A 20,984-nucleotide genomic window follows, 5' to 3' on the forward strand; every position below is an offset into this window, starting at 1 on the left:
CCGGTATGCACACCGCCGGTACCTTCTTATCCGACGAGTCCTGCGTCCCGAACATGACCGCGACCGCCGACGCCGGCGAATCGGACGAGGGTCCGGGCAGGCCACAGTTCCGCGGCTGCGTCTTCTGTTACTCCGCCGAGTGGGCGTACTACGGCGCGAAGAAGGGGATCCGCGCGGTCCGCGACTGACCTGCGGCCGTCCCGCTCGGCCACCGTCAACAGCGACCGAACCGGTTCGGCCCAGCGGCCTTTCCCCGCCGCGCCGTGGTCTAGACGATGCCAGCGACGGACTTCGACGCCGAACGGGCGTACAGCGACGACCAGTTCTCGGCCCGGGGCGTGTTCAAGAGCGACCACCTGAAAGCGGTCTGTGGCTACTTCGAGCCCGGACAGTTCATCCCGGTCCACGCGCCCGACAGCGACGTGGTCGTCCACGTCCGTTCGGGGACGGGCGTCGTCCGCGAGGGCGACACCGACCACGAAGTCGGCCCCGGCGACGTGGTGGTCGTCCCCGCCGGCGTCGACCGCGGCGTGAAAGCCGACGAGGGCGGCCGTCTGGAGGCGCTGCTGGTCACCGCGCCGCCGCCGACCGACGCCGAACACGATCCTGTCCGGGAGGGGTTGCGTCGGGGCGTGTTCGACCCGGAGGCGGCGAAAGCGGACGACTGACGCCTACTCGTCCCAGTAATCCACCTCGGTGTCCAGATCCACCGTTTGCGAGACGTACCGGTCGTCGTAGTTGCCGGGCGCGCCGCCCGCGAACAGCATCGCCGCGTCGCGCTCGACGAGGACAGACAGATCCGGCTCGTTCATCGTCGAGATCACCAGAAATCGGGCGGTCTCGTCGCCCCGAGCCTCGACCTCGTGGGCGTGGTCCGGCCCGCTCGGGAGCGCGACGTAGTCGCCGGGTTCGAGGACGTGTTCGGTCTCCTCGGCGCCGTCTCCCTCTCCGGTTCCGCCGTTCCCGAGGAACAGCGTCAGTTCGCCGCCGAGGACGTAGATCGCTTCTTCGTTGCCGGCGTGGTAGTGCCGGGGCCACGTGCGATTGCCCGATTCGAGTTCGTAGAGGCTGGTGCCCAGCTCCTCGCCGCCGGCCGCGACCCCTAATTGCTTCCGGCGGAACTGTCGCTCGCCGTGGTAGTACTCGTCCCAGTCCAGATCCGATTCGGAGACGACGCGGTCCGGATCACTTCCGTCGGTCATGGCTCGATCCACCGGCGCGACCGACAAAAGTCGTCCCTACAGCTCCAGCGCGACGAACTCGATGTCCTCCTCGATCATGTACTCCCGGAACTCGGCGACGATGGCGGGCAAGGTCGCCAAAATCCCGCGCTCGAAGGCCGCGACGGCGACGGTGTCGTCGATGAACCCCGTGAACAACACCTTGTCGTCGGCGACCTTGACGATCTGGTTGACGTTCGTCGCGTCCATCGCCTCCTCGTAGGACGCCTTCGCGGTGAGTTCGTGGAGTTCCTCCTCGACCTCTCGTTCGCGCGCGTCGGTCCAGACGAGTCCCTCGCGCCGGTGGTGGACGGTCACCTCCCGCGAGTCCGGTGGGACTTCCGCGAAGTATCGGAGCGATTCGCCGGCGTGTCGCTCGGTGATCTCCGCCATGTCGGCGACGACTGACATACCGTCACGAGCGAAATGAGCGGCAAAAAGCTTCGGCCGCGACTGTCGACTGTGATACTCGCGCTCAGGCGACTTCGTCGGCGACGACGTCGATGACCGTGTCGAGGACCGCCGAACGCTCGCCGGCGATGTACTCCAGCTTGCCGTCGCGGGCGGACGTGGCGGTCAGCCCGGCGTTGGGCACCCACTCGCGGGCGCGTTCGGCCACGTCGCGCACGTCGATGGCGTGGTCGCTGCGGATGTGGAGCTCGTCGTCGGAGACGCCGATGACCGCGCTCACGTCGTCGCGGTGGCGGCGGTGGAGTTCGTCCAGCAGGAGCGCGGTCGGCGGGAACTCGTAGCGGTGGGTGAAGGCGTCGGTGTCCAGCACCGCGACCGTCGTGTCGTCGAGCGTCTGCCTGTCGAGGTTGGCCTCCGCGGTCTCGATCTCGGCGTCGAGCTTCTCGCGGAACTGCTCGCTGACGTGACCGGCGAGCCCGCCGGGCCCGTCGCCCTCGCCGAACAGCAGGTCGGTGATCAGCTCGCGCTTGTCCTCGTAGGACTGATAGTACGCCTCCAGCGCGACGGCCTCGCGGACCTCGCGGGTGGCGTCGGCGTCGTAGCCCGCCTCGCTGGCGGCGTCGGCGTACGCCTCGGGGGTGTCCTCCCAGTAGCTCACTGCGGGGAGGTGCTGCAGGTCCTCGCGCACGTCGTCGTTGACGTGGGCGGCGACGTTGGCGGCCAGTGTCGCAGTCGTGGTCTCCTGAGCGCCGTCGGGCGCGACGGCGGCGTCGACCGCCTCTCCGATCTCGGGGTCGACCGCCACGTCGTCGACCAGCGCGCGGCCGGCGCCGTACAGATCGAGCAGTTCGAAGCCGTCGAGCGACTCGCGGGTCGCGCCGGCGGCGACGAAGACGAACAGCGGCAGCTTCTCGTCGTGGCGCTCGCGGGCCTCCAGCATGCGCGTCGCGTCTTTCGTCGCGTCGTCCATGTCGTAGACGCCCTCCTCCAGCGGGCGGCGGTCGAAGTAGTGGTACACCGCGTCGTGCTGGTCGTGCTGGTCGCGCACGAGCGGGAGCGTCGCCCGCTCCAGGGCGACGCCGGCGACGTAGCCGTCGGCGGTCGCCGCGTGGCGGACCACGACCGGTCGCTCTTCGAGCACCGCGCGGCGGACCGCCGTCGCCACGTCGCGCACGTCCCCGGTGAGCGCCTCGACCGTCTCGTCGGCGACGATGGGGTCGACCGCGTCGGGCTCGGCCTGCGCGGTGAGCGCGTCGGCCAGCCGGTCCTCGACGGTCGCCCGGTCGTCGTCCGCGAGCTTCACCAGCGCCTCGGTCTCGACCTGGAGCTCGCCGCGGCGTTCGCGGACCTCGCCGTCCAGGCGGACCACGTCGTCGGTGTCGATCTCGGGGTAGGCGCGGACGCCCGCCTCCTTGAACGCGGCGCACTCCACGCTGTCGGTCTCGTCGCGGATCTCGAAGACCGTCGGGCCGCTGGTCTGTCGTGCGCTCTCGACGACGCCTTCGAGCCGGACGGTCTCGCCGACCCGGTCGTCGAGCGTCTCGATGGCGACGTGACTCGGCTCCGACGGTTCGTCCGCTTCCTCCTCCGTCTCTTCCTCGGCGACCGCGGCGGCGGCGCCACCGCTCGCGGCGGCCGTTCCACCGTCGCTCGACCCGGCGTCGGTCTCGGTCGCAGCGGCGGGCGCCTCCGTCGCGGCGGCGTCGGCGGTCGAGGTCGGCTCGACCTGCTCGTCGCCCTCGTCCTCGTCGCTCTCGTCGGCGTCTTCGGTGGTCGCCGTCACGTCCGCGTCGTCGGTTTCCTCGCTGTCGTCGGGCGAGTCGGCAGCCGAACCGTCGTCGGCTGCCGCGTCCTCATTTCCCGACTCGTCCTCTTTGAGATACGGTGCGCCCTGGTCGGGGTCGTCGACGAGGGTCCCGCGGAACTCGTTTTCGGCCTGGCGGATCGACCAGCCCAGGTCCACGTTCCCGTTGTCTCGAACCTGCTGAACCTGCACGAAGACGGTGTCACCGGACTCCCAGTCGAGGCTCTCGAGCCGTCGGTCGAGCTCGCTTCGGTGGAGCAGTCCGGTGACGCTGTCGCCGATGTCGACGAACACGCCGAACTCGGCGTACCCGTCCACGGTTCCGCGGTAGTAGCGATCGACCGTCAGCTGGTCGGGCTGGTTCCCGCGGAACTCGAAGACGACGTCTTCCTCGTGGAGGTCGCAGATGCGACCGTCGACAGACTTCCCGCAGATGATACACGAACCCATTGGCAGGTAGAAATGCCCCGGGCCTAAAACGGTTGTCGAAACGCGTCCGTCACCCGTCCGCCCCGCTCTTCGTCCGATTTCGCCACGCAAACGCGTTCAGGAGCCGCTACGAGTCGATTCCGGACGCTCGCATTACTCGAACACGCGTCCGTCCTCTTCGAGCGCTTCGATCCCGCGGGCGACCTCCGTGGCCGCCTCCGGGAACAGCGCGACCTCCACTTCGTTGCCGTCCTCGTCCTCGAAGGCGAGCTTGACGCGCTCGTCGCCGAACTCCCGCACCTCCACGCCCTCCACGTCGTACAGTTTCGCCGTCGCGGACTTGTTCGACGGGCCGACGTGCTTGATCGCTCCGTCCTTCAACTCGAACGTGAACTCCGCCAGGTCAAGCGTGAACACACCGGCGATCCGACCGGCGCGCGCTTAAACGACCGTGGTCGGAAGGGCGGCGCGCCGTCCTCGCTCGGTTCGCGGTCGCGCCCGACTCAGGCGAGACTCGCGGCCACGTCGGCCCACGTCAGCCCGGTCACCTCGGAGAGCGCGGCGAACCCCCGGAAGCCGTAGCCGAAGGCGAGCGCCGCGGGCACGGCCGTCAGGACGGCGGCTTTCGGCAACGCCACGTCGTGTACGTCGCTGACACCGACGGCCAGCAGGACGCTGGCGTACGCGGTCGCGGCCACGCGGACGCCCGGATAGGGGAACCCAGCGAACACGCACGGCGCCGCGGCGTAGGCGATGACTTGCACCGTCTCGCTGACGCCCGCGCGGTCGGGAGCCGCCGCGATGAGGATCACCGTCTGGAGCGCGGCGGTCAGGTGCAACGCCGCGGGCGCGACGAGGACGACCGCCAGCGCCAGGAACAGCACCGTCGAGAGGGTCGGTTGGTCACTCAACACCGGGTAGGCGGCCGCGCCGGTCGCGATGCGCGTCAGTTCCTCGACGAGGACGACCGCCCCGGCGAACACCAGCCCCGGCGCCTGGTCGCCCGGCGCCACGCCCGACCGGAACAGTCGACGGGGCCTGACCAGCACCTCCATCCACGCGCGTGCGAGCGCCGCGGCCCCGCGGTCGCGCCCGCCCGACGGGTTCTCGACCCACTGTGTCACGTCACGAGCTACGGACCGGGCCGCAATCACGCTTACTCATCCGTCTCGCGGCGCGGCTCCCGCGCCCGCGACGGTCGCACGCTCAGTACAGGGGATAGAGTTTGCAGTTGGGGGTAGCGGTGCGGTCGGCGTGCGCTGGAGCGCGCTTTCATGCGCGCGACCGGAGCCGCGCGAGGGATGAGCGAGCCGAAAGCGAGCGAATCGGCTGGGGAGGCTCGTGGCCGGCTGCGGTCGCTGTGCGGGGCGGTTGCGGTCCTGGCGGATTGAAAGGGCGAGGCGCGCGTGGCGGCTTCTTGGCGCGGCTTCGCCGCGCCAACGGTCTGAGGGAGCTTCGCTCCCTCGCTATCGCCGCCACGGCTTGCGGCGGTCGGCGTAGCCGACCGCCCTGCTCGCGTTCGTGTAGTCGTCTGAGCGACCCCTATCCGCGCGGGCCGTGCCGAGAGCGCGGATATGTCGCTCAGCGACCGCGAGCGTGCCGAGGGCTTTCATCGCTTGCCACCGAGTGCCGTCGCTGCCGCTCGGTTTCATTTCACAGCACTAACAGCGGAAACAACTACTCCACTCGCAACCCGAACCGACCGTCGTCGATCGGTCGGGCGGAAGGCCTTTTCCGCACCGCCGCGAAGCGCCGTCTATGTCGCGAACCGTCGACCTCTCGGTCCCTCGATGGATTCGCATCCTGTTCGTGTTCTTCCTGCTCGGTGGCGCGTTCGTCACCGGCACCGCTGCCTTGCTGGACCTCGCCGTCCAGACGCTCGGGCTCGCCGAGAACGCCTACGTGCCGAGTCTCGCGCTGGCCGCGTTTGCCTACCTCGTCGTCTGCGCGGTCTGGTTCCGTCGGGCGACCGACGGCAACGGCGACTCCGTCTGGTCGGCGATCCCCGACTCGCAGTACACCGGCCGGCACGCCGAGAGCGGCGGCATCGCTCGGAAGGAACAGGAGGACGCGATCCGGGAGTTGCGGGACGCCGAGGAGTAGCGGTCGCGCTCAGTCGTCGTCGGCGGCGACTCCGGCGGCGCCCTCGGTGTCGACCGACGGACCGCCGGTGTCGGCGGTCGGGAAGTGCCCGATGGTCTCGGCGCGGAACGCCGCCTCGTCGAACGCGTAGTCGCCGTCGAGGAAGTCGACGACCGTCCGCGCGTCCCGCATCGCGTTCTTCAGACAGGTCGAGGCGCCCGGCGAGGGGGTGATGTTGAAGATGATGTCCTTGCCGACGATCTTCGCCTCGCCCATGTCGAGCGAGCGGTCGCTGGTGTCGACGATCTGCGGGCGGACGCCGCCGTACCCCTCGGCACGCTCGATGTCGTCGAGTTCGACGCTCGGGACGACCTTCTGGACGTGCGGGAGGAACTGCCGCGGGCCGACCTCCGGGAGGTCGTAGACGAGGTTTCGGAGGACGTACGGCAACAGCACCCTGTCGGAGAGGATGTTCGCGTAGCTGAGAAACGCCGCGGCGTTCAGCCCGAACACGTCGAGGAAGTCCGAGACCGTCGATATCCGGCCCCGTTCGAGCGTCGGGACGAGCTTGGCCGTCGGGCCGAACCGCGTGATCGACCCGTCGTGTACGTCGGCGTCGCCGTGGACCGCGGCGAACGGCAGCTTCTTCATCTGGAGGGTGTAGACCTTCCCGTTCAGCAGGTCGTCGGCGAGGAAGAAACTCCCCGCGACCGGCAGCAGCACCTTGTCCTGGCCGTAGCCCAGTTCCTTGGCGATCTGGAGGCTGTGGGAGCCGGCGGCGACGACGGCCGCCTCGCACTCGAAGTCGCCGTCCGACGTGGAGATCTCGTAGCCTTCCCGGGTCGGTTCGACGCTCGTGACCTCGGTGCCGGTGTAGACATCGACGCTGGCCTCCTCGGCCGCCCGCTCGACGAACGACTTCGTCGTCTGGCCGTAGTCGACGACGTAGCCGTCCGGCGTCTGGAGCGCGCGCATCGCCACGTCGGGGTCGCGGCCCTCGACGACCTTCGGTTCGAGGTCGGCGATCTCCTCGCGGTCGATGGGCCGGAGCTTCGGGAACAGCTCGCCGAAGCCCTCCTCGCCGTAGCGGCGGTCCAGCTGGGCGACCTCCTCCTCGCCCACGCCGAGGACCATCTTGCTCCGCTTGGCGTGCATCTCCCTGTCGGGGTCGTGGTGTTCGAGGTAACCCGCCAGCAGTTCCGCGCCCTCCTTGACTTCCTCGGCCTTCTCCAGCGTGTAGTTGGTCTCGATGTCGCCGAAGTGCAGCGTCTGGGAGTTGTTCGTCCGGTGTGAGTTGATCGCCGCGACGTCCGACTCCTTCTCGACCAGCGCGATGGAGTCGATGTCCGTGAACTTCGCCGTCGCGTACAGGAGCGATGCCCCACTGATACCGCCGCCGACGATGACGAGGTCGTATCTCTCTGACATTGGTACGTGGTCGCTATCTCCATCGCTGTGCTCCTCCCTGATAACTCGTCTTTTTTCCACCGCCGCTTCGTCGATCATCGAACCGGGATTCGACTCCCGAGCGACTCACGCAGTGATCGAGCCGGCCGGGACAAGTTCGGAGCGGTCGCTCGCCGTCCGGAGAGTACACGGTAGAACACGGTGGGACGGGGATTCGAACCCCGGAGTCCGTGAGGACAACTGCTCTCAAGGCAGTCGCGTTAGGCCACTTCGCTATCCCACCGCGCCCGGAGATTCCGCCCGTCGACCCTAAGACCTGTCGGTCGGTCAGTCCCGCGGGACGCAGGGCGCCCTGCGACCATCGTGACGGGTCCGTCGCCACCTAGTCCCGCGAGACCGAGAGCCCGTCGCCGTCGGCCGACGCGACCAGCCCGAGGTCCGCGACGACCGCGGCGGTGTGGGGCGGCACCCACAGGTCCGCCCGCTGGCGCGCTCGAACCTGCGAGACCAGCGTCGCGAATCCTCCCGGCGTCTCGGCCACGGGGAGCATCTCCAGGAAGTCCACGTCGAGGCCGGCGTCGCGCCCGCGGTCGGTCAGCGTCTCGACCGCCGGCTGGGCGAAGGCGTTCTCGAAGTCGACCGGTTCGGTGAACGCCGCGTAGGAGACGCGGCCGTCGGTCGCCGGGCCGAGGACGACCTCGGAACCGCGGAGCTTCATCGCGGCGCTGTCGACGATGCGGCGCTGGAGCATCGCCGCCGCGGGCCGGGCGACCGCGGCGCTCTGGACGCTCTCGCGGTCGAGCAGGTGCGTGACCGTGTTGCCGACGCGGGCCGACAGCGACGAGCCGACCTGCACCTCGTATCGGGGCGCGTCGGGGTCGTCGAGCGCGGGCGCGAGCATCGAGCGCACCGCTTCCAGCGACGCCTCGTCCGCGCCGGGTTCGGTCGGGTCCTCGGCCTCGACGGGTCGGTAGTTGACGAGCAGTTCGGCCCCGCTGGCCCGAACGGCGGCCGCCACGTCGCGGGCCATCGCGGCGTACAGATCCGTCGCTTCCGCGGCGGTCACCGCCCCGCTGTCGACGAGGTGTTCGAGGACGGTGCCGGGCTCGGCCGGCCTGACGAGCAGGGCGACTGTGGTCATACTCGAAGGGCGGGCCGACTGCACCTTGAAAGCGCCGCTACGACGCCGTCCGGTTCGCGCCGTCGGCCGGCGAGTCGGTCGCGTTCCCGACGGCGTCGTCCTCGACGACCGGCGTCGAGTACGGGTCGGTCGGGTCGGTCCCGAGGCGGAGTTCGGTGCCGTCGTCGACGCCGTCGGCGTCGGTGTCCGCGGCGAAGGGGTGGGTCCCGTTCGCGCGTTCGGCCGCGGCGGACAGCCCGTCGTCGTCGGCGTCGAACTCGCCGCCGGGAACGGTGTAGGCGTAGGGCGAGCCGGGCGGCGAGACGGGCGCGTCGCCGCGGACGTGGTCGTCCAGCCACTCGCGGTGGGTCTCGCCGCTGACGTTCGCGACGACCGAGGCGAACACGTCGTAGGTGACCAGCCCGTCGTGACGGTTCAGTCGGCGAAACACCGTCTGCAGCGACCGGTTACCGTCGGTCGCGTTCCGAATGCGCCCGTCGAGCGCGGCGAGGACGCGCCCGCCCTTCGCGTAGGGGACGTACGTCGTCGACCACGACGAGCGGTCGGTGAGCGTCGCGTTCGCGCCGCGCTCGTTCCCGAACGTCTCCCGGAGTCGCTCGAACTCGTCGGGTCGGTTCGGGGGGACTCGCACCGAGACGACCGCGGCGTAGTAGCTCGCACTCGCCTCGCGGAACCAGGTCATCTCCGAGCCGAGGACGAACGACTGGCGCGTGTGGACGTACTCGTGGATCCAGGTGTTGGGCGGCGTGCCCGCATCGGAGCCGGCCGACACCCAGAAGTCCTGGCGGTCGCCGTCCGCGAGCGCGGCGGTCCCGCCGTGGCGCAGCGGTCGCGGCCCCGCGAAGGCGTTGACCACCGAGTCGCGGGCGCCGACCCGGAGCTGGTCCGAGGCGACCGACAGCACCCGGAGCACGCGCGCGGAGTCGTCGGCCAGCTCCGCGCTCGCCGGCCGGACGAGCCGGATCCGCTGGCCGGTCGCGTCGGCCGTCGACGCCTCGAACCCGCCGAGGTAGACGATCGACGGGCCGGCGAACCCGCGCTGGTCGGCCCCGACGCGGGTCCGCCGGTCGATCCGCGCGTTCGCCTGCCAGGAGTACACCCACCGGTCGAGGCCCGCGTCGCGGTAGGCGAAGTCTGTCCGGGGGTTCGCGAGCGCCCAGTCCCCGGTGTCGACCCAGCGGAGCCCGCCGAACTGTCGGCTCGACCGATTGACCGCGAGCCGGAGGCTCACCGACGGGTCGGTCGTGTTCCCGTCCCAGGTCCAGCGGCCGTTCGGCCGGGCCGCGAACCCCGTCGCGTCGACCACCCGCCCCCGGGAGTAGTTGTAGACGACCAGCGCCGAGACGTTCTCCCGGACCCGGTAGCGCTGAGTCGCCAGGATCGTTCCCGACGCGTTCGGTGCCTGCCGGTAGGTCACGTTCTGGACGACCGCCGGCGCGGTCTCGTTGCCCGCCGCCGGGTCCGCGAGCCCCGACCCGACCGCCCACCGCGCGTCGTGACGGTCGGCGCTCGCTCGAACGCCACCGACCAGTCCCGGGAGGACGCTCGCGACCGCGAGCACCAGCACGACCCCGACGACCGATCGGGACGATGACACACTAGCGGTGTGTGACAGGCTGTCGCATAAGTCTGCTGGCGGCACGGTCCGGCCGCTCGACGCGGCCGACGACGCCCGTCTCAGGCGCCGAACTCCGACTCCGTGACGCGTTCGACGACCGTCTCCTCGACGTCCCGGAGGTCGTAGTCCGGAATGTCGTTCCCGGTCCGCGTGACGTACATCGGCTCGACGAGGCGCTTCGGTCCGGCGGGGTCGGCGCCGACGCCGCTCCCTGGCCCACCGTCGTGTTCGGCTCCCGTGGCGCCGTCGTTCGCGGAGTCGTCGGATTCACCGTCTGCGTCGGCGTGGGCGTCCGCGGCTTCGAGGCCGTAGACCTTGCAGAAGCGGGCGGCCTCGTCGGGGCCGACGGCGTCGTCGCGGACCGCGGCCGCGAGGTCGCGGGAGAGCCACTCGGTCTCGCTGACGCTCGGTTCGTGTACCATCGCCTCGTCGGCGAACCGGACGAGGTACCAGTTGAGGTCGTTCAGCAGCGCGACCGCGGCGCCGAGGCTGACGGTCTCCAGCCCCACCGAGTTCTCGAACGGTTCCCGCAGGTCGTAGGTGGCCAGGGCGTCGCGAGCCGTCTCTCGGGAGAGCAGCTCGTAGCGGAGGTTCACGTCGTCGGACCCGACCAGGCACACCCGCGTCATGGTGACCGAGAGACGCGGGCGCCCCTAAGCGGTTTCGCCTTCCGCGGGGTCCTCGGCAGCGCCGTCACCGCCGTCGGCGACTTCGAGGCGGTCGACCACCGCGCTCGCTCGCTCCGCCAGGCCGTCGGGCTCGCGCTCCTCGATCGCGCCGAGGCGCCCCCGAGTCTCGGGGTAGTCGGGCGCGAGCCGCTCGCAGCCGGCCGGGATCGTCGACTCGTGGAAGGTGCCGATCTCGTCTGCTCGCGCCGTGATGTCCGTCTTGTCGACGGTCAGCAGCGGCCGGTGGACGGGGAGGTCGACGGCGGCGCTCGTGACCGCGAGGTTGGCCGTCGTCTGGCTGGACTTCTGGCCGACGGCCTCGCCGGTGACGACGCCCACCGCACCGTGCTCCTCGGCGACGGCCGCGGCGACGCGGAACATGAACCGACGCAGGACGAGCATCCGCCCCACGTCGACCGCGTCGGCGATCGCCGCGACGGCGTCGCCGGCCGGCGCGATGCGCAGGCGCATGTCCCGGTCGGGAGCGTACCGGGCGAGCGTCCCCGTCGTCGAGACCGCCCGCGCCCGGTGGTCCACCCCGCCGTAGTCCCCCAGATCGACGTACAGCGGGACCACGGGCGCACCGCGTTTCATCAGCTCCCACGCCGCGACCGGCGAGTCGATGCCGCCGCTCATCAGCGCGACCACCGGATCCTGGGTCCCGAGCGGCAACCCGCCCGGACCGGCCCGCTTCTCAAGGAAGACCAGCGCGTCGTCCTCGCGGCAGTCGACGAAGAACTCGGTGTCCGGGTCGTCCAGATCCACCTCGGGGTCGACCCCCGCCGACTCGGCGGCGTCCCAGACGGCGCTGCCGCCCTCCCGTTCGATGTCGGTGCTGGAGAACGGATGGGCGGACTCCACGCCCGCTCGGCGGGCCGAGACGGCGAAGGTCCCGCCGTCGTAGCCCTCGCGGGCGGCGTCGGTCAGCCCCTCGCAGATGGCGTCGAGCGTCGGTTCGGCGCGAACGGCCGGGCTCGCCGAGACGACACCGAAGGTGTCGGCGGCCGCGGCGGTCGCGGCCTCGGGGTCGTCGGTGTGCAGTCGCAGGCGGAAGCGGCGCTGTTCGATCTCGGCGTCGACGCCGCGGTCGTCGAGGACGGCCGCGAGGTTCTCGCGGAGCCGTCGCTCCATCTTCGTGCCCACGTGTTCGCTCTTGGTCCCGATCTCGCCGTGGCGGACCACGACCACGTCGGCGCCCGGCGGGTGCATGGCTACCCGTTGACGACCCCGAATATAGAAAGGCTTCGTACGGCGGCCGCTCAGAACGTCGAGAGCTCGCCGTCGATGACCCGCCGGGTGACGTCGGTCACGTTCGCGAGTTCCTCGTCGATGGCGGCGACGACCTCGCTCTCGATATCGGCAACGGAGACGCCGTCCTCGGTGATCAGCGTCGCGTCGGCGACGTGTGGCTCGTCGATGGGGCTCCCGATCTGGCTCAGCAGGCGGATCTGGAGCTGGCGGATGCCGTCGACCTCCGCGACGACCGACTGGGCGATCTCCGTCGAGAGGAGGTTGTAGATCTTCCCGATGTGGTTGACGGGGTTCTTGCCGCTGGTGGCCTCCATGCTCATCGGCCGGTTGGGGGTGATGAGCCCGTTGGCGCGGTTGCCCCGCCCGACCGAGCCGTCGTCGCCCTGCTCGGCGGAGGTGCCCGTGGTCGTGAGGTAGATGGCGCCCTCGTCGTAGTCGTCGGCGGTGTTGACGTGGACCGTCACCTCGCGGTCGGTGTACTCGCCGGCGACCTCGCCGACGAACTCGCGGACGCCCGCGACGACCTCGCGGTACTCGTCCAGGCCGCCGACGTGGGCGTCGACCGCCGCCGCGGCGACGGTCACGTCGATCCGGTCGCCCTCGCGTTTGCCCATGACCTTGATGTCCTGGCCGACCGCGGGGTTGTCGTCGCTGTACTCGCCGTTGAGCCGGCGCTCGACGTTCAGGACGATCTGCTCGGTCTCGCTGAGCGGCGCGTGACCGACCCCGTAGCTCGTGTCGTTGGCCATCGGGACCGACCCCTCCTCGCCGAAGACCTCCTGCAGGTCGCCGCTGCCCTCGCCGAGGCGCACGTCGACGATCACGTCCGTCCCCACGTCCAGATGCGGGAAGTTCGCCTCCAGGTAGTCGCGCGCGGCCTCCAGCGCGATGGTCTCGGCGGGGATCTTCGTCCCCTCGTACTCCTTGGTCGCGCGGCCGACGATCAGCAGATAGATGGGTTCCTGCACCTCGCCGCCGCCGAACGCGGGCGCCGCGTTGCCCGCGACCAGCTGGGTCTCGTCGGTGTTGTAGTGCAGCACTTTCCCGACGCGGTCGAGATAGGTCTGCGCGAGCGCCTGGGAGACGGTCTCGGCGATCCCGTCGCAGATCGAGTCGGGATGGCCCAGACCCTTCCGCTCGACGATCTCCACTTCCTGGTCCTCGACGGCCCGCCCGGCCGCCGGCTGGACGCTAACGTTCCTGTTCGTCATTGTCTCCGCGTTGGATACCCCCACTCGTATAACTTGCGGAAACCGGAACGCCCGATCTAATTACTCTCATGCATCATCGTCGAGCAGCAGGCCGAGGTAGGAGGTGCGGATCTGGGCGTCAGGGTCGAGATTCAGTTCGGAGAGGACGGCACGGGCGCCCTCGCGCGCGGCCTCGATGTCGTCGTCCTCGGTCTCGGTCTCGACCTCGACGAACTCGCCGAGGCCGTCGACGCTGTCGAGCGTGACGGTGTAGCCGTCGAGGCGGTAGTGCGCCCGCTCCTTTCGCACCGTAGCGGCCGGCTCGAACCCGAGACCGTCGAAGATTCCCACGACCGCCTCGGCGTCGCCGACGGTCGTCTCGTATTCCTCGCGGGACTTCGACTCGGCCTCCAGCAGCGGGCCCTTGTAGGTGATCTTGGTCGTCTCGTCGGCGGACTCGTCGGTTCCGGTGTCCCGGCCGGGCGGGTGTTCTCGGCGGATTCGGAGCGCCTCGTCGGTCTCGGCGAAGTTCCGGTGGGGCGCGTCGTAGTAGGTGTCCGCCTGGACGACGCTGTCGACGAACTCGGCGTCCGCCGCCTCCAGGGCCGATTCGACCGCTTCGTGGTCCGCGCGGACCTTCATCTCGACCTCGTACATGAACGGCTGGACTCGTCTCGGCGGCAAAAGCGCGCCGCTCCCGGGTCGGCATCCATGTTCGATATTGAGGAAATACAGTACGCTCCGGTCGGAGGTCTGCGATCGAGTTTGTCTTCGACGACTTTCTCAACCTGTCTCGGAATCACGTAAACAGCGAGGAACAGAGCAAGGGTCACGACTAGGGGTCCGAGCGCGCCCCGAGTGAGGCTAAATACCGACACGAGATAGAACCCCGCCAGATGGAAAAAGGGGTACGCGGACCGCCGGGGAACGCCAGTGATGTCGGATCGCGCCGCCATCGATATCACACTTCTCTGACGGAGCTACGTATGGGGAATGGTCTTACAAAAAGTCTGTTGGACGAACAGTGTCACTTTCAGACACAAGAATATGTAAGATATAATAAAAACGGTATGCACTATCGAACTCTGTCCTCGTCTAAACACCTCGATCTAGAAACCCAAATCAATCCGAGTTGGTGCATATATATGCGGCACTAGGATAAAATAGTTCAATCACCCCTCCGATCAAGGGTAGAGTTTCAATTTCAGAGAGAACGGGAGAGACACCGAACATCACCTTGTGGTATCTGTTGTCAAACACGTCCGCTTCTTGTCTCAATTCGTCCTCGTACCGACTTTTGTGCTTGAATGTCCAGTATTCTACGAAATCGAAATGACGGTTCAGAAACCATCTAGCTTTTAATGGCGTCAGCATGAATTCACTTTCTCTATAGTATTTCGCAGTTTCCTCATCAAGGAGGTCATCTGATAGATAATGCCCTATTCTGTGGGGTAGATACGAATACCACCACGGTGGGAGGTGGGGACTTTTCGGTGCTAATCTGTTTGGAAAATTAAATATTGCCTCACCTTTCGGCTTGAGAACTCTCGAGATCTCTTTTACTATTCCCTCTGTATCTTTTATATGTTCAAGCACCTGGCTACACAGAACGAAATCGAACGAGTTGTCCTTGAAAGATAATAAAGTACCGTCCGCCAGTATGTAGTTCGTATCATAGTTCGTCTCTTGGAATTTTATATCAATAGATATTGTATCGCAAGAAAGTTTATTCATATCTCCCCCTGTCTTACTACCCACATCAAGAACAGTGTCTGATGCAGAGGCATTCTCAACGAGATAATGTATGCCGCCCATAGCACGCAGTATGGATTCTATCGTATAACTCTGTCGTCTAAAAGAGAATCTTCACACCCGTGTCATCTCGTGTCCAGCACCCCGTCGACCCGCGCCCCGAGCCCGTCGGCGATGGACTCCATCCCGGCGTCGCCCGGGTGGAGCAGGTCGGTGGTCAGTCCGTCGGCGGCCGATAGCGCGCGGCCGTCGACGACGGAGACGGTGCCCGACTCACACCCCGCCACGACCGATTCGAGCGCCTCGCGGTAGGCCCGCGCCCGTTCCCTGTCCTCGCTCTCGCGGAGGTCGGCGTGGTAGGGGAACAGCGTCGCGCAGACGACCGGTCGGTCGGGGTTCGCGCCCACCACCGTCTCGACGAGGTACTCGGCGCGCTCGCGGAACTGTTCGACGGTGAACCCGCGGTTGGCCATGTTGACCGACAGGGCGAGCGTCGCCACGTCCCAGTCGTCTCGTTCGGCGATGTAGTCGGCGACCGCCGGCTCGCAGTAGGCCGCCCCCGACATCCCGAGGTTCACCGGGTCGAGGTCGAGCGCGCGGGCCACTCGCGAGACGTAGTTCAGGTGCGTCGCAGAGGCCGCCGCGCCCTCCGTGATCGAGGTACCGTAGGCCAGGTATCGACGGTCGGGCGTCTCGCCGTCCTCGGGCGGTCGACACTCGCCGGTCACGTCGTGGACGGCGACGGGCGCCCAGGGTTCGAACCGGAGTCGGCAGACCCACGGGTCGAACGTGCCGGCGGCTTCGACCGCGGCGTCGGGGCGCAGGTCGGTCAGCGGCTCGGGGACCGACAGCTCGAACTCCGCGGGTTCCGGACCGAGTTCCAGCGCGTCCTGACCCTGGAAGCTCCCCCAGAACGGGCGAACGACCGACTCCGCCGCCGCCGAGAGCGTCAGCCGAACGGTCTCGGTCCCTCGGGGGACGAACCGTATCTCGCTCCCCGCGGGGTGGCGTATCCGCTCGCGCGCGGCCACGTTCACGTTCGCGGCGACGTCGTTCGGGACGCGCCGGAGTTCGTCGCCGCCCTCAGTCCAGTCGGGGTCGGCCAGTTCGGCCACGTCGTGCAACCGCACCGACGGGTAGTCGTCTCCCGGAGACATCTGTGGATACGCCACCTGTCGCCACCGGCGGGGAAACCGTTCCGGTCGCGGCGCGCCGTGCCGGGAGTCGCTCGGCTCCGCCCCGTCCTCTCGCGCGCGGACCGTTCGGATCGCCAACGGAAATCGGTTTCAGATTAGCCTCAAGTTGGTTGCGTCCTTGTCCGCTGTTGCATGTCGAACTACGAACTCGACCCGCTGCCGTACGACTACGACGCGCTGGAACCGCACGTCAGCGAACAGGTGCTCACGTGGCACCACGACACCCACCACCAGGGCTACGTCGACGGCTGGAACGCCGCCGAGGACACCCTCGCGGGGAACCGCGAGGACGGCGACACCGACGGGTCGGCCGCCGCCATCCGCTCGGTCACGCACAACTCCTCGGGTCACATCCTGCACTCGCTGTTCTGGCGGAACATGAGCCCCGAGGGCGGAGCGGAACCGGAGGGCGACCTCCGCGAGCGCATCGAGGCGGACTTCGGCTCCTACGGGGCCTGGAAGGCCGAGTTCGAGGCCGCCGCCGCCGACGCGTCGGGCTGGGCACTGCTCGTCTACGACAGCTTCAGCGAGCGCCTGCGCAACGTCGTCGTCGACAAGCACGACCAGGGCGCGATCTGGGGCGGCCACCCAATCCTCGCGCTGGACGTGTGGGAACACTCCTACTACTACGACTACGGCCCCGCCCGCGGCGACTTCGTCGACAACTTCTTCGAAGTCGTCGACTGGGACGAACCCGCCGACCGCTACGCCGAGGCCGTCGAGCGCTTCGAGTGAGAGCGTAGCCGCACCGACCGCGACCCCGCGAACCATTCCCGACGCCGCAAACTTCCCCGACCCCGGCCGGATCGGTGGGCATCGATCCCCAGACGCTCGGTTTCGGTCGCGTTCGACAGAGTCGACCCCGGCGATCAGGCGACGGCGTTCGCCGTGCGAGACCAGTCCGCACACGCGTTCGAGAGAGACGAGTTTTTATACCCCGAGTCCAATCTCCCGAGTACGACGTGGACGCGTCGTGGGCTCCGTTGGTGTAGTCCGGCCAATCATTTCGGCCTTTCGAGCCGATGACCTGGGTTCAAATCCCAGACGGAGCATCGAGCGACCGAGTTTTTCGAGGGTGCGAGACGCACACCGCTGGGATTTGAACTACGGCAGACAGACTGCAGGGAGGTCTGGCATCGAGTTCGAATCCCGGACGGCGCATCGAACCGGTACTTCGCTCGCGGAGACGCGTCTTCGGACCGATCCACCGACTGGGGAGCTCACGACGCGAGCGAGAACGTCGCTCGGAAACGTCCCGACCGTCTCCACTCGAAACTCGTGGACGGGTAACGCGACGCTACCGCTGTGAATCGCGGAGGATGAGCGGTCCGATAGCCAGCGTCCGTTTGGCGACGACGCCGATCCGAGTGATGTAGGCGACCAGCAACAGGAAGGGAACGAGCGAGACGGTGAACCCGGCGCCGACGACCCAGAGGACGTTCTCGATGCCCAGCGTCGTGCCGGGGATCGGTCCGCTTCCGGTGAACGCGAGCAGCGAGCCTGTGACGACCAGCGCCGGGACCGACGCGTAAATGATGTACTGCGAGAGGTCGACGAGCGCCCACTGGAAGTACAGCGTCTTGATGTGCTCGCGCGCGGGACCGAACATCGACAGCGTCGTCCGCAGGTCGGTGAGTCGGTCGTCGATCTCGTCGTCGATGGCCGATTCGTGGTCCGAGCCGATGCGTTCGACCTGGAATATCTTCCAGGCGTAGTTGAAGTTCAACGCGGCGAACAGCACCTCGAAGGTGCCGAAGGTGGCGCCGTCGAGCTGGTCGCGGACCGCGTCGGCGTTGCCGATCACGCTGTCGGTGAACTGGTCGACCTCGGTGCGCAGGTCCTCGTCGTCGCTGCCAGCGACGGCGTCCCGGAGCGCCTTCGCCCCGCGCTGGACCGCGTTCACGTGCTCGCGCAGGAACGCCGAGGGGTCGACCGGGACCGGCTCGTCGTACATGTCGCCGACGTACTCCCGGAAGTCCATCGTGTTGCTCATCCGCTGGTGCTGGTCGCCCAGCGGCCCGTTCTCCTGGGAGATGACGACCTGGCTGATCGTCACGACCAGGGTCGTCCCGGTGATGATGGCACCCAGCATGGTCGAGAACAGCGCTCCCTTCGTGTCGCCGCTCTGGAGCGTCGCGACGAAGCCGTCGACGCTGCTCCCGACCGCCACGAAGGTACAGAAGACGACGACCGCGAGCACCCCGGTGATGTGGAGGCGGTTCGCCTTCAGCAACAGCCACAGTTTGAGGGCGCTCTCGTCTGCCCGCTCGCGCATCGTGTCCGCGGTGGAGATCTCGGTGTCGCCCGGCGCGTCGATCTCGGTGTCGGACTCGGCGGGGTCCGCTCCGGAGTCGTCGCCCGTCGAGTCCGGCTCGACGCTCATGACCGGTCGACCGGGCGCTTGAAGACGAGGAACTTCGTCCCGCCGCCGACGTAATCGATGGTCTCGACGAGCTCCCACCCCTCCCCACCGAGGTCGTTCAGCTGGTCTTTCGGGTCGGTGGCTTCTTTCTTCGTCTCACCCCTAGGCGGTTCGAGCGTTTCGTACTCCCAGGTGTCCGGATCCGCGGCCATACCGTATTGTCGAGCGGCCGCGGCAAAAGCCCCGGCCCTGCAACCGCTCGCCGCTCGCGGTCGGGGTCGTCACCCCACCGACCCGGCTCAGGTGTCGCGATCGCACTCCACTTCGGCCCCCGGAGGACGAGCGGCCCGATCGGGAAGCGACACTGGACGTCGGGCCCGGATCGACGGTCGCGGGCCGGCACGGAGCGGTCGAGTCCGAACCGACGCTCAGGCGTGTTCGAGTCGGTACGGCCAGTAGTCGGCCTCGCGCAGGCCCGCGCCGACGGCCTTGTGGAAGTCGGGGAAGTCCTCGAACTCCGCCTGGTCGACGTGTTCGAATATCTCCGAGACGCTGACGACCGTCTCGTAGTCGATGCGGATCGGCTCGTCGCCGAACTCGGAGACGAACTCGGATTGGGAGAGCGGGAAGTCCTCGCCCTCGTCGATCTTCTTGGCGAGCACCGCTTGCCCGTATTTGCGGCGCCCCTCGCTGCCTTCGTCTCCGTCGGGGTCGTGCGGCCAGTCCATACCCGACACTGTGGCCGAATCGGCCAAAAGGATTTCTCTCTCCGCGCGACTCGCCGTGGCCGCCCGGGACAAGAGCCTTGTCGCCCGACCGCGACGCTCCGCCCATGCCAGGCGCACGCATCGCCAGCGGCGACCGCGTCACGCTCCGGACCGTCGAGGCCGAGGACGTGCCCTTCCTCCAACGGGCCGGTGCGAACCCCGAGATCCGCTCCCCACTGGGCAATCCGCTCCGGACTCGCGAGGACTTCGACCTCGGCGAGGACGACGACACCGACCGCTTCCTCGTCTGCCTCGACGACGACGGCGGTCCCGGCGGCGCCGACGGTGACGACCTGCGACGGATCGGCGTCGTGACCGCCGATTCGATGAGCTACCGCCGCCCCGAACTCGGCTACTGGCTGATCCCGGAGGTCCACGGCCAGGGCTACGGGAGGGAAGCCGTCGGCCTGGTCGTCGAGCACCTCTTTCGGTCGTACGACCGGCCCGCCGTGGGCGCGGGCGCGTTCGACCACAACGACGCTTCACAGGGGCTGCTGGAATCGCTCGGATTCACCGAAGAGGGGCGCCGCCGGCAGTTCATGTTCGTCGACGGCGCCTACCGCGACATGATCCAGTACGGATTGTTGCGCGAGGAGTGGGAAGACGGGTGAGCCGCTCGGTCGGCGACGACGGCTCTCGACCCCGCCGCCGCCACCCGGCGGTTGTCCTGCGACAACGCGCAATTTAATCGATCGAAGGGGACAGGGGAACACATGGACTCGATCCCGCTCTCGTGGCTCCCGCTGGTGGGGCTGCTCGCGGTCCCGTCGGCGCTGGCGTTCGCCCTCGGTCTCGAACCCGTCGCGGTGCTGGCGATACTCAACACCGTCCTCATCGTGGTCGCCGTGCGGATCATGTTCGGCTCGACCGACGAGCAGTACTTGCCGGCTCGCCTGACCGGCGACTGATGGCGCCGCTCCAGGTCGCCGCGTCGGTCGGGGGTGAGGCTGGGCTCGCCGTCTTCGCGCTGGTCGGCCTGCTCGGCGGCGCCCACTGTCTGGGGATGTGCGGACCGCTCGTGACGCTGTACGCCGACCGACTGGGCGGGGACGGTCCGGCCGACTTCTCGGCGATCCGCCAGCACCTGCTGTTCAACCTCGGTCGGACGGCCAGTTACGCGCTGATCGGTGCGCTGATGGGTGCGCTGGGGACCGTGCTGTACGACGCCGCCGGAGTCACGGCCGTCGCCGACGACGTGCGTGCGGTCGCCGGCGTGCTCGTCGGCGGGTTCATCCTGCTGACCGGCGCGACGTACGCGCTCACCGGGTCGACTGCCGGCGCCCTCGGCCACGGCTGGACGCCCTCGGCGTTCGAGCGGGTGAGCGGTGCGCTGATGGCCCGCGTCGACCGCTGGGTCCACGGGCCGCGCATCGCGGCGCTGGGCGCCGTTCACGGGCTCCTCCCGTGCCCGCTCCTGTACCCCGCGTTCCTCTACGCCTTCGCCACTGGGTCGCCCGCGTACGGCGCGCTCTCGCTCGCGACGCTGGGGCTGGCGACCGTCCCGGCGGTGTTCGCCTACGGCGTCGCGTTCGGGTCCGTCTCGCCGCGGGTCCAGGGACCGTTGCACCGCGCGCTCGGCGTCGCCTTCCTCCTCATGGGGTATCTGCCGCTCGCGCACGGCCTGATGCTACTGGGTATCCACCTGCCCCACCCACCGCTGCCCGCCTACCAGCCGCTGGGATGACC

At 68.5% G+C, this 20,984-nt stretch carries 24 protein-coding genes and 2 tRNA genes; 8 read left to right on the top strand and 18 right to left on the bottom strand.

Going from position 1 to position 20,984, the window contains the following annotated elements:
* The first annotated feature begins 53 nt into the window (after positions 1-53).
* On the top strand, positions 54-188 hold the full coding sequence (locus HZS55_RS22870; protein WP_281372740.1) for a hypothetical protein: 135 nt from the start codon (positions 54-56) through the stop codon (positions 186-188).
* A gap of 87 nt (positions 189-275) precedes the next feature.
* Positions 276-668 (top strand): cupin domain-containing protein, encoded by a 393-nt coding sequence (locus HZS55_RS17430; protein WP_179908844.1) that lies wholly within the window; start codon positions 276-278, stop codon positions 666-668.
* A gap of 3 nt (positions 669-671) precedes the next feature.
* Here HZS55_RS17430 and HZS55_RS17435 read toward each other — a convergent pair whose 3' ends face one another.
* From HZS55_RS17435 to HZS55_RS17455, 5 genes are all read right to left on the bottom strand, one after another.
* Positions 672-1,202, bottom strand: coding sequence for a cupin domain-containing protein (locus HZS55_RS17435; protein WP_179908845.1), 531 nt, complete (start codon positions 1,200-1,202; stop codon positions 672-674).
* Between the two features lie 36 nt (positions 1,203-1,238).
* The gene (locus tag HZS55_RS17440; protein ID WP_179908846.1) at positions 1,239-1,631 is read right to left on the bottom strand and encodes a hypothetical protein; all 393 of its coding nucleotides are present in this window, start codon (positions 1,629-1,631) and stop codon (positions 1,239-1,241) included.
* Positions 1,632-1,695: 64 nt separating this feature from the next.
* Positions 1,696-3,885, bottom strand: coding sequence for a DHH family phosphoesterase (locus HZS55_RS17445; protein WP_179908847.1), 2,190 nt, complete (start codon positions 3,883-3,885; stop codon positions 1,696-1,698).
* Positions 3,886-4,017: 132 nt separating this feature from the next.
* The gene (locus HZS55_RS17450; protein WP_179908848.1) at positions 4,018-4,281 is read right to left on the bottom strand and encodes a hypothetical protein; all 264 of its coding nucleotides are present in this window, start codon (positions 4,279-4,281) and stop codon (positions 4,018-4,020) included.
* Between the two features lie 86 nt (positions 4,282-4,367).
* A complete protein-coding gene (locus HZS55_RS17455; RefSeq protein ID WP_179908849.1) occupies positions 4,368-4,988 on the bottom strand; it encodes a YIP1 family protein in 621 nt (206 codons plus the stop codon).
* A 634-nt stretch (positions 4,989-5,622) separates the two neighbouring features.
* On the opposite strand from HZS55_RS17455, the gene HZS55_RS17460 reads away from it, so the two are divergent.
* The gene (locus HZS55_RS17460) at positions 5,623-5,967 is read left to right on the top strand and encodes a hypothetical protein (protein ID WP_179908850.1); all 345 of its coding nucleotides are present in this window, start codon (positions 5,623-5,625) and stop codon (positions 5,965-5,967) included.
* Between the two features lie 9 nt (positions 5,968-5,976).
* Here HZS55_RS17460 and HZS55_RS17465 read toward each other — a convergent pair whose 3' ends face one another.
* The 10 genes from HZS55_RS17465 to HZS55_RS17510 all read right to left on the bottom strand — a co-directional run bounded on the left by HZS55_RS17465 (position 5,977) and on the right by HZS55_RS17510 (position 16,130).
* The gene (locus HZS55_RS17465; protein ID WP_179908851.1) at positions 5,977-7,374 is read right to left on the bottom strand and encodes an FAD-dependent oxidoreductase; all 1,398 of its coding nucleotides are present in this window, start codon (positions 7,372-7,374) and stop codon (positions 5,977-5,979) included.
* A gap of 178 nt (positions 7,375-7,552) precedes the next feature.
* Positions 7,553-7,636 (bottom strand) — tRNA-Ser (locus tag HZS55_RS17470).
* A gap of 99 nt (positions 7,637-7,735) precedes the next feature.
* A complete protein-coding gene (locus HZS55_RS17475) occupies positions 7,736-8,494 on the bottom strand; it encodes a hypothetical protein (protein ID WP_179908852.1) in 759 nt (252 codons plus the stop codon).
* Between the two features lie 37 nt (positions 8,495-8,531).
* Positions 8,532-10,091, bottom strand: coding sequence for a hypothetical protein (locus tag HZS55_RS17480; protein ID WP_179908853.1), 1,560 nt, complete (start codon positions 10,089-10,091; stop codon positions 8,532-8,534).
* Between the two features lie 80 nt (positions 10,092-10,171).
* Positions 10,172-10,741 (bottom strand): DUF5804 family protein, encoded by a 570-nt coding sequence (locus tag HZS55_RS17485; RefSeq protein ID WP_179908854.1) that lies wholly within the window; start codon positions 10,739-10,741, stop codon positions 10,172-10,174.
* A 24-nt stretch (positions 10,742-10,765) separates the two neighbouring features.
* Entirely contained in the window at positions 10,766-11,989 is a 1,224-nt protein-coding gene (locus HZS55_RS17490; protein WP_179908855.1) for a tRNA sulfurtransferase, read from the bottom strand.
* Between the two features lie 50 nt (positions 11,990-12,039).
* Positions 12,040-13,242 carry a methionine adenosyltransferase gene (locus tag HZS55_RS17495; RefSeq protein WP_179908856.1) on the bottom strand — a complete coding sequence of 401 codons (1,203 nt, stop codon included), beginning with the start codon at positions 13,240-13,242 and terminating at the stop codon, positions 12,040-12,042.
* A gap of 66 nt (positions 13,243-13,308) precedes the next feature.
* Positions 13,309-13,878: a class IV adenylate cyclase gene (cyaB, locus tag HZS55_RS17500; RefSeq protein WP_179908857.1), complete on the bottom strand. Its 570-nt coding sequence runs from the start codon at positions 13,876-13,878 to the stop codon at positions 13,309-13,311.
* Between the two features lie 465 nt (positions 13,879-14,343).
* Complete coding sequence (locus HZS55_RS17505) at positions 14,344-15,036, bottom strand: class I SAM-dependent methyltransferase (protein ID WP_179908858.1); 693 nt, start codon at positions 15,034-15,036, stop codon at positions 14,344-14,346.
* Positions 15,037-15,098: 62 nt separating this feature from the next.
* A complete protein-coding gene (locus HZS55_RS17510; RefSeq protein WP_179908859.1) occupies positions 15,099-16,130 on the bottom strand; it encodes a GDSL-type esterase/lipase family protein in 1,032 nt (343 codons plus the stop codon).
* Positions 16,131-16,301: 171 nt separating this feature from the next.
* On the opposite strand from HZS55_RS17510, the gene sod reads away from it, so the two are divergent.
* Together sod and HZS55_RS17520 are read left to right on the top strand one after the other, a co-directional pair.
* Complete coding sequence (gene sod / locus HZS55_RS17515; RefSeq protein ID WP_179908860.1) at positions 16,302-16,904, top strand: superoxide dismutase; 603 nt, start codon at positions 16,302-16,304, stop codon at positions 16,902-16,904.
* A gap of 242 nt (positions 16,905-17,146) precedes the next feature.
* Positions 17,147-17,221, top strand: a tRNA-Glu gene (locus HZS55_RS17520).
* Between the two features lie 245 nt (positions 17,222-17,466).
* Here HZS55_RS17520 and HZS55_RS17525 read toward each other — a convergent pair.
* The 3 genes from HZS55_RS17525 to HZS55_RS17535 form a co-directional block, all read right to left on the bottom strand.
* A complete protein-coding gene (locus tag HZS55_RS17525; protein WP_179908861.1) occupies positions 17,467-18,552 on the bottom strand; it encodes a hypothetical protein in 1,086 nt (361 codons plus the stop codon).
* Positions 18,549-18,743 carry a DUF4177 domain-containing protein gene (locus tag HZS55_RS17530; RefSeq protein WP_179908862.1) on the bottom strand — a complete coding sequence of 65 codons (195 nt, stop codon included), beginning with the start codon at positions 18,741-18,743 and terminating at the stop codon, positions 18,549-18,551. The genes HZS55_RS17525 and HZS55_RS17530 overlap by 4 nt, the downstream gene beginning before the upstream one ends.
* A gap of 216 nt (positions 18,744-18,959) precedes the next feature.
* Positions 18,960-19,259, bottom strand: a complete 300-nt coding sequence (locus tag HZS55_RS17535; protein WP_179908863.1) for a DUF5785 family protein — start codon at positions 19,257-19,259, stop codon at positions 18,960-18,962.
* Between the two features lie 104 nt (positions 19,260-19,363).
* On the opposite strand from HZS55_RS17535, the gene HZS55_RS17540 reads away from it, so the two are divergent.
* The 3 genes from HZS55_RS17540 to HZS55_RS17550 all read left to right on the top strand — a co-directional run bounded on the left by HZS55_RS17540 (position 19,364) and on the right by HZS55_RS17550 (position 20,982).
* Positions 19,364-19,909, top strand: a complete 546-nt coding sequence (locus HZS55_RS17540; RefSeq protein WP_179908864.1) for a GNAT family N-acetyltransferase — start codon at positions 19,364-19,366, stop codon at positions 19,907-19,909.
* A 102-nt stretch (positions 19,910-20,011) separates the two neighbouring features.
* Positions 20,012-20,206 carry a hypothetical protein gene (locus HZS55_RS17545; RefSeq protein ID WP_179908865.1) on the top strand — a complete coding sequence of 65 codons (195 nt, stop codon included), beginning with the start codon at positions 20,012-20,014 and terminating at the stop codon, positions 20,204-20,206.
* On the top strand, positions 20,206-20,982 hold the full coding sequence (locus HZS55_RS17550) for a sulfite exporter TauE/SafE family protein (RefSeq protein ID WP_179908866.1): 777 nt from the start codon (positions 20,206-20,208) through the stop codon (positions 20,980-20,982). The genes HZS55_RS17545 and HZS55_RS17550 overlap by 1 nt, the downstream gene beginning before the upstream one ends.
* Positions 20,983-20,984: the final 2 nt, after the last annotated feature.

This window comes from Halosimplex rubrum, from assembly GCF_013415885.1.
GTDB lineage: Archaea > Halobacteriota > Halobacteria > Halobacteriales > Haloarculaceae > Halosimplex > Halosimplex rubrum.

Bases quoted from the DNA above. Each gene is read 5' to 3' on its own strand.
- HZS55_RS22870 (WP_281372740.1), top strand. From the start codon at position 54: ATGACCGCGACCGCCGACGCCGGCGAATCGGACGAGGGTCCGGGCAGG.
- HZS55_RS17430 (WP_179908844.1), top strand. From the start codon at position 276: ATGCCAGCGACGGACTTCGACGCCGAACGGGCGTACAGCGACGACCAG.
- HZS55_RS17435 (WP_179908845.1), bottom strand. From the start codon at position 1,202: ATGACCGACGGAAGTGATCCGGACCGCGTCGTCTCCGAATCGGATCTG.
- HZS55_RS17440 (WP_179908846.1), bottom strand. From the start codon at position 1,631: ATGTCAGTCGTCGCCGACATGGCGGAGATCACCGAGCGACACGCCGGC.
- HZS55_RS17445 (WP_179908847.1), bottom strand. From the start codon at position 3,885: ATGGGTTCGTGTATCATCTGCGGGAAGTCTGTCGACGGTCGCATCTGC.
- HZS55_RS17460 (WP_179908850.1), top strand. From the start codon at position 5,623: ATGTCGCGAACCGTCGACCTCTCGGTCCCTCGATGGATTCGCATCCTG.
- HZS55_RS17465 (WP_179908851.1), bottom strand. From the start codon at position 7,374: ATGTCAGAGAGATACGACCTCGTCATCGTCGGCGGCGGTATCAGTGGG.
- HZS55_RS17475 (WP_179908852.1), bottom strand. From the start codon at position 8,494: ATGACCACAGTCGCCCTGCTCGTCAGGCCGGCCGAGCCCGGCACCGTC.
- HZS55_RS17485 (WP_179908854.1), bottom strand. From the start codon at position 10,741: ATGACGCGGGTGTGCCTGGTCGGGTCCGACGACGTGAACCTCCGCTAC.
- HZS55_RS17490 (WP_179908855.1), bottom strand. From the start codon at position 11,989: ATGCACCCGCCGGGCGCCGACGTGGTCGTGGTCCGCCACGGCGAGATC.
- HZS55_RS17495 (WP_179908856.1), bottom strand. From the start codon at position 13,242: ATGACGAACAGGAACGTTAGCGTCCAGCCGGCGGCCGGGCGGGCCGTC.
- cyaB (WP_179908857.1), bottom strand. From the start codon at position 13,878: ATGTACGAGGTCGAGATGAAGGTCCGCGCGGACCACGAAGCGGTCGAA.
- HZS55_RS17505 (WP_179908858.1), bottom strand. From the start codon at position 15,036: ATGGGCGGCATACATTATCTCGTTGAGAATGCCTCTGCATCAGACACT.
- HZS55_RS17510 (WP_179908859.1), bottom strand. From the start codon at position 16,130: ATGTCTCCGGGAGACGACTACCCGTCGGTGCGGTTGCACGACGTGGCC.
- sod (WP_179908860.1), top strand. From the start codon at position 16,302: ATGTCGAACTACGAACTCGACCCGCTGCCGTACGACTACGACGCGCTG.
- HZS55_RS17525 (WP_179908861.1), bottom strand. From the start codon at position 18,552: ATGAGCGTCGAGCCGGACTCGACGGGCGACGACTCCGGAGCGGACCCC.
- HZS55_RS17530 (WP_179908862.1), bottom strand. From the start codon at position 18,743: ATGGCCGCGGATCCGGACACCTGGGAGTACGAAACGCTCGAACCGCCT.
- HZS55_RS17535 (WP_179908863.1), bottom strand. From the start codon at position 19,259: ATGGACTGGCCGCACGACCCCGACGGAGACGAAGGCAGCGAGGGGCGC.
- HZS55_RS17540 (WP_179908864.1), top strand. From the start codon at position 19,364: ATGCCAGGCGCACGCATCGCCAGCGGCGACCGCGTCACGCTCCGGACC.
- HZS55_RS17545 (WP_179908865.1), top strand. From the start codon at position 20,012: ATGGACTCGATCCCGCTCTCGTGGCTCCCGCTGGTGGGGCTGCTCGCG.
- HZS55_RS17550 (WP_179908866.1), top strand. From the start codon at position 20,206: ATGGCGCCGCTCCAGGTCGCCGCGTCGGTCGGGGGTGAGGCTGGGCTC.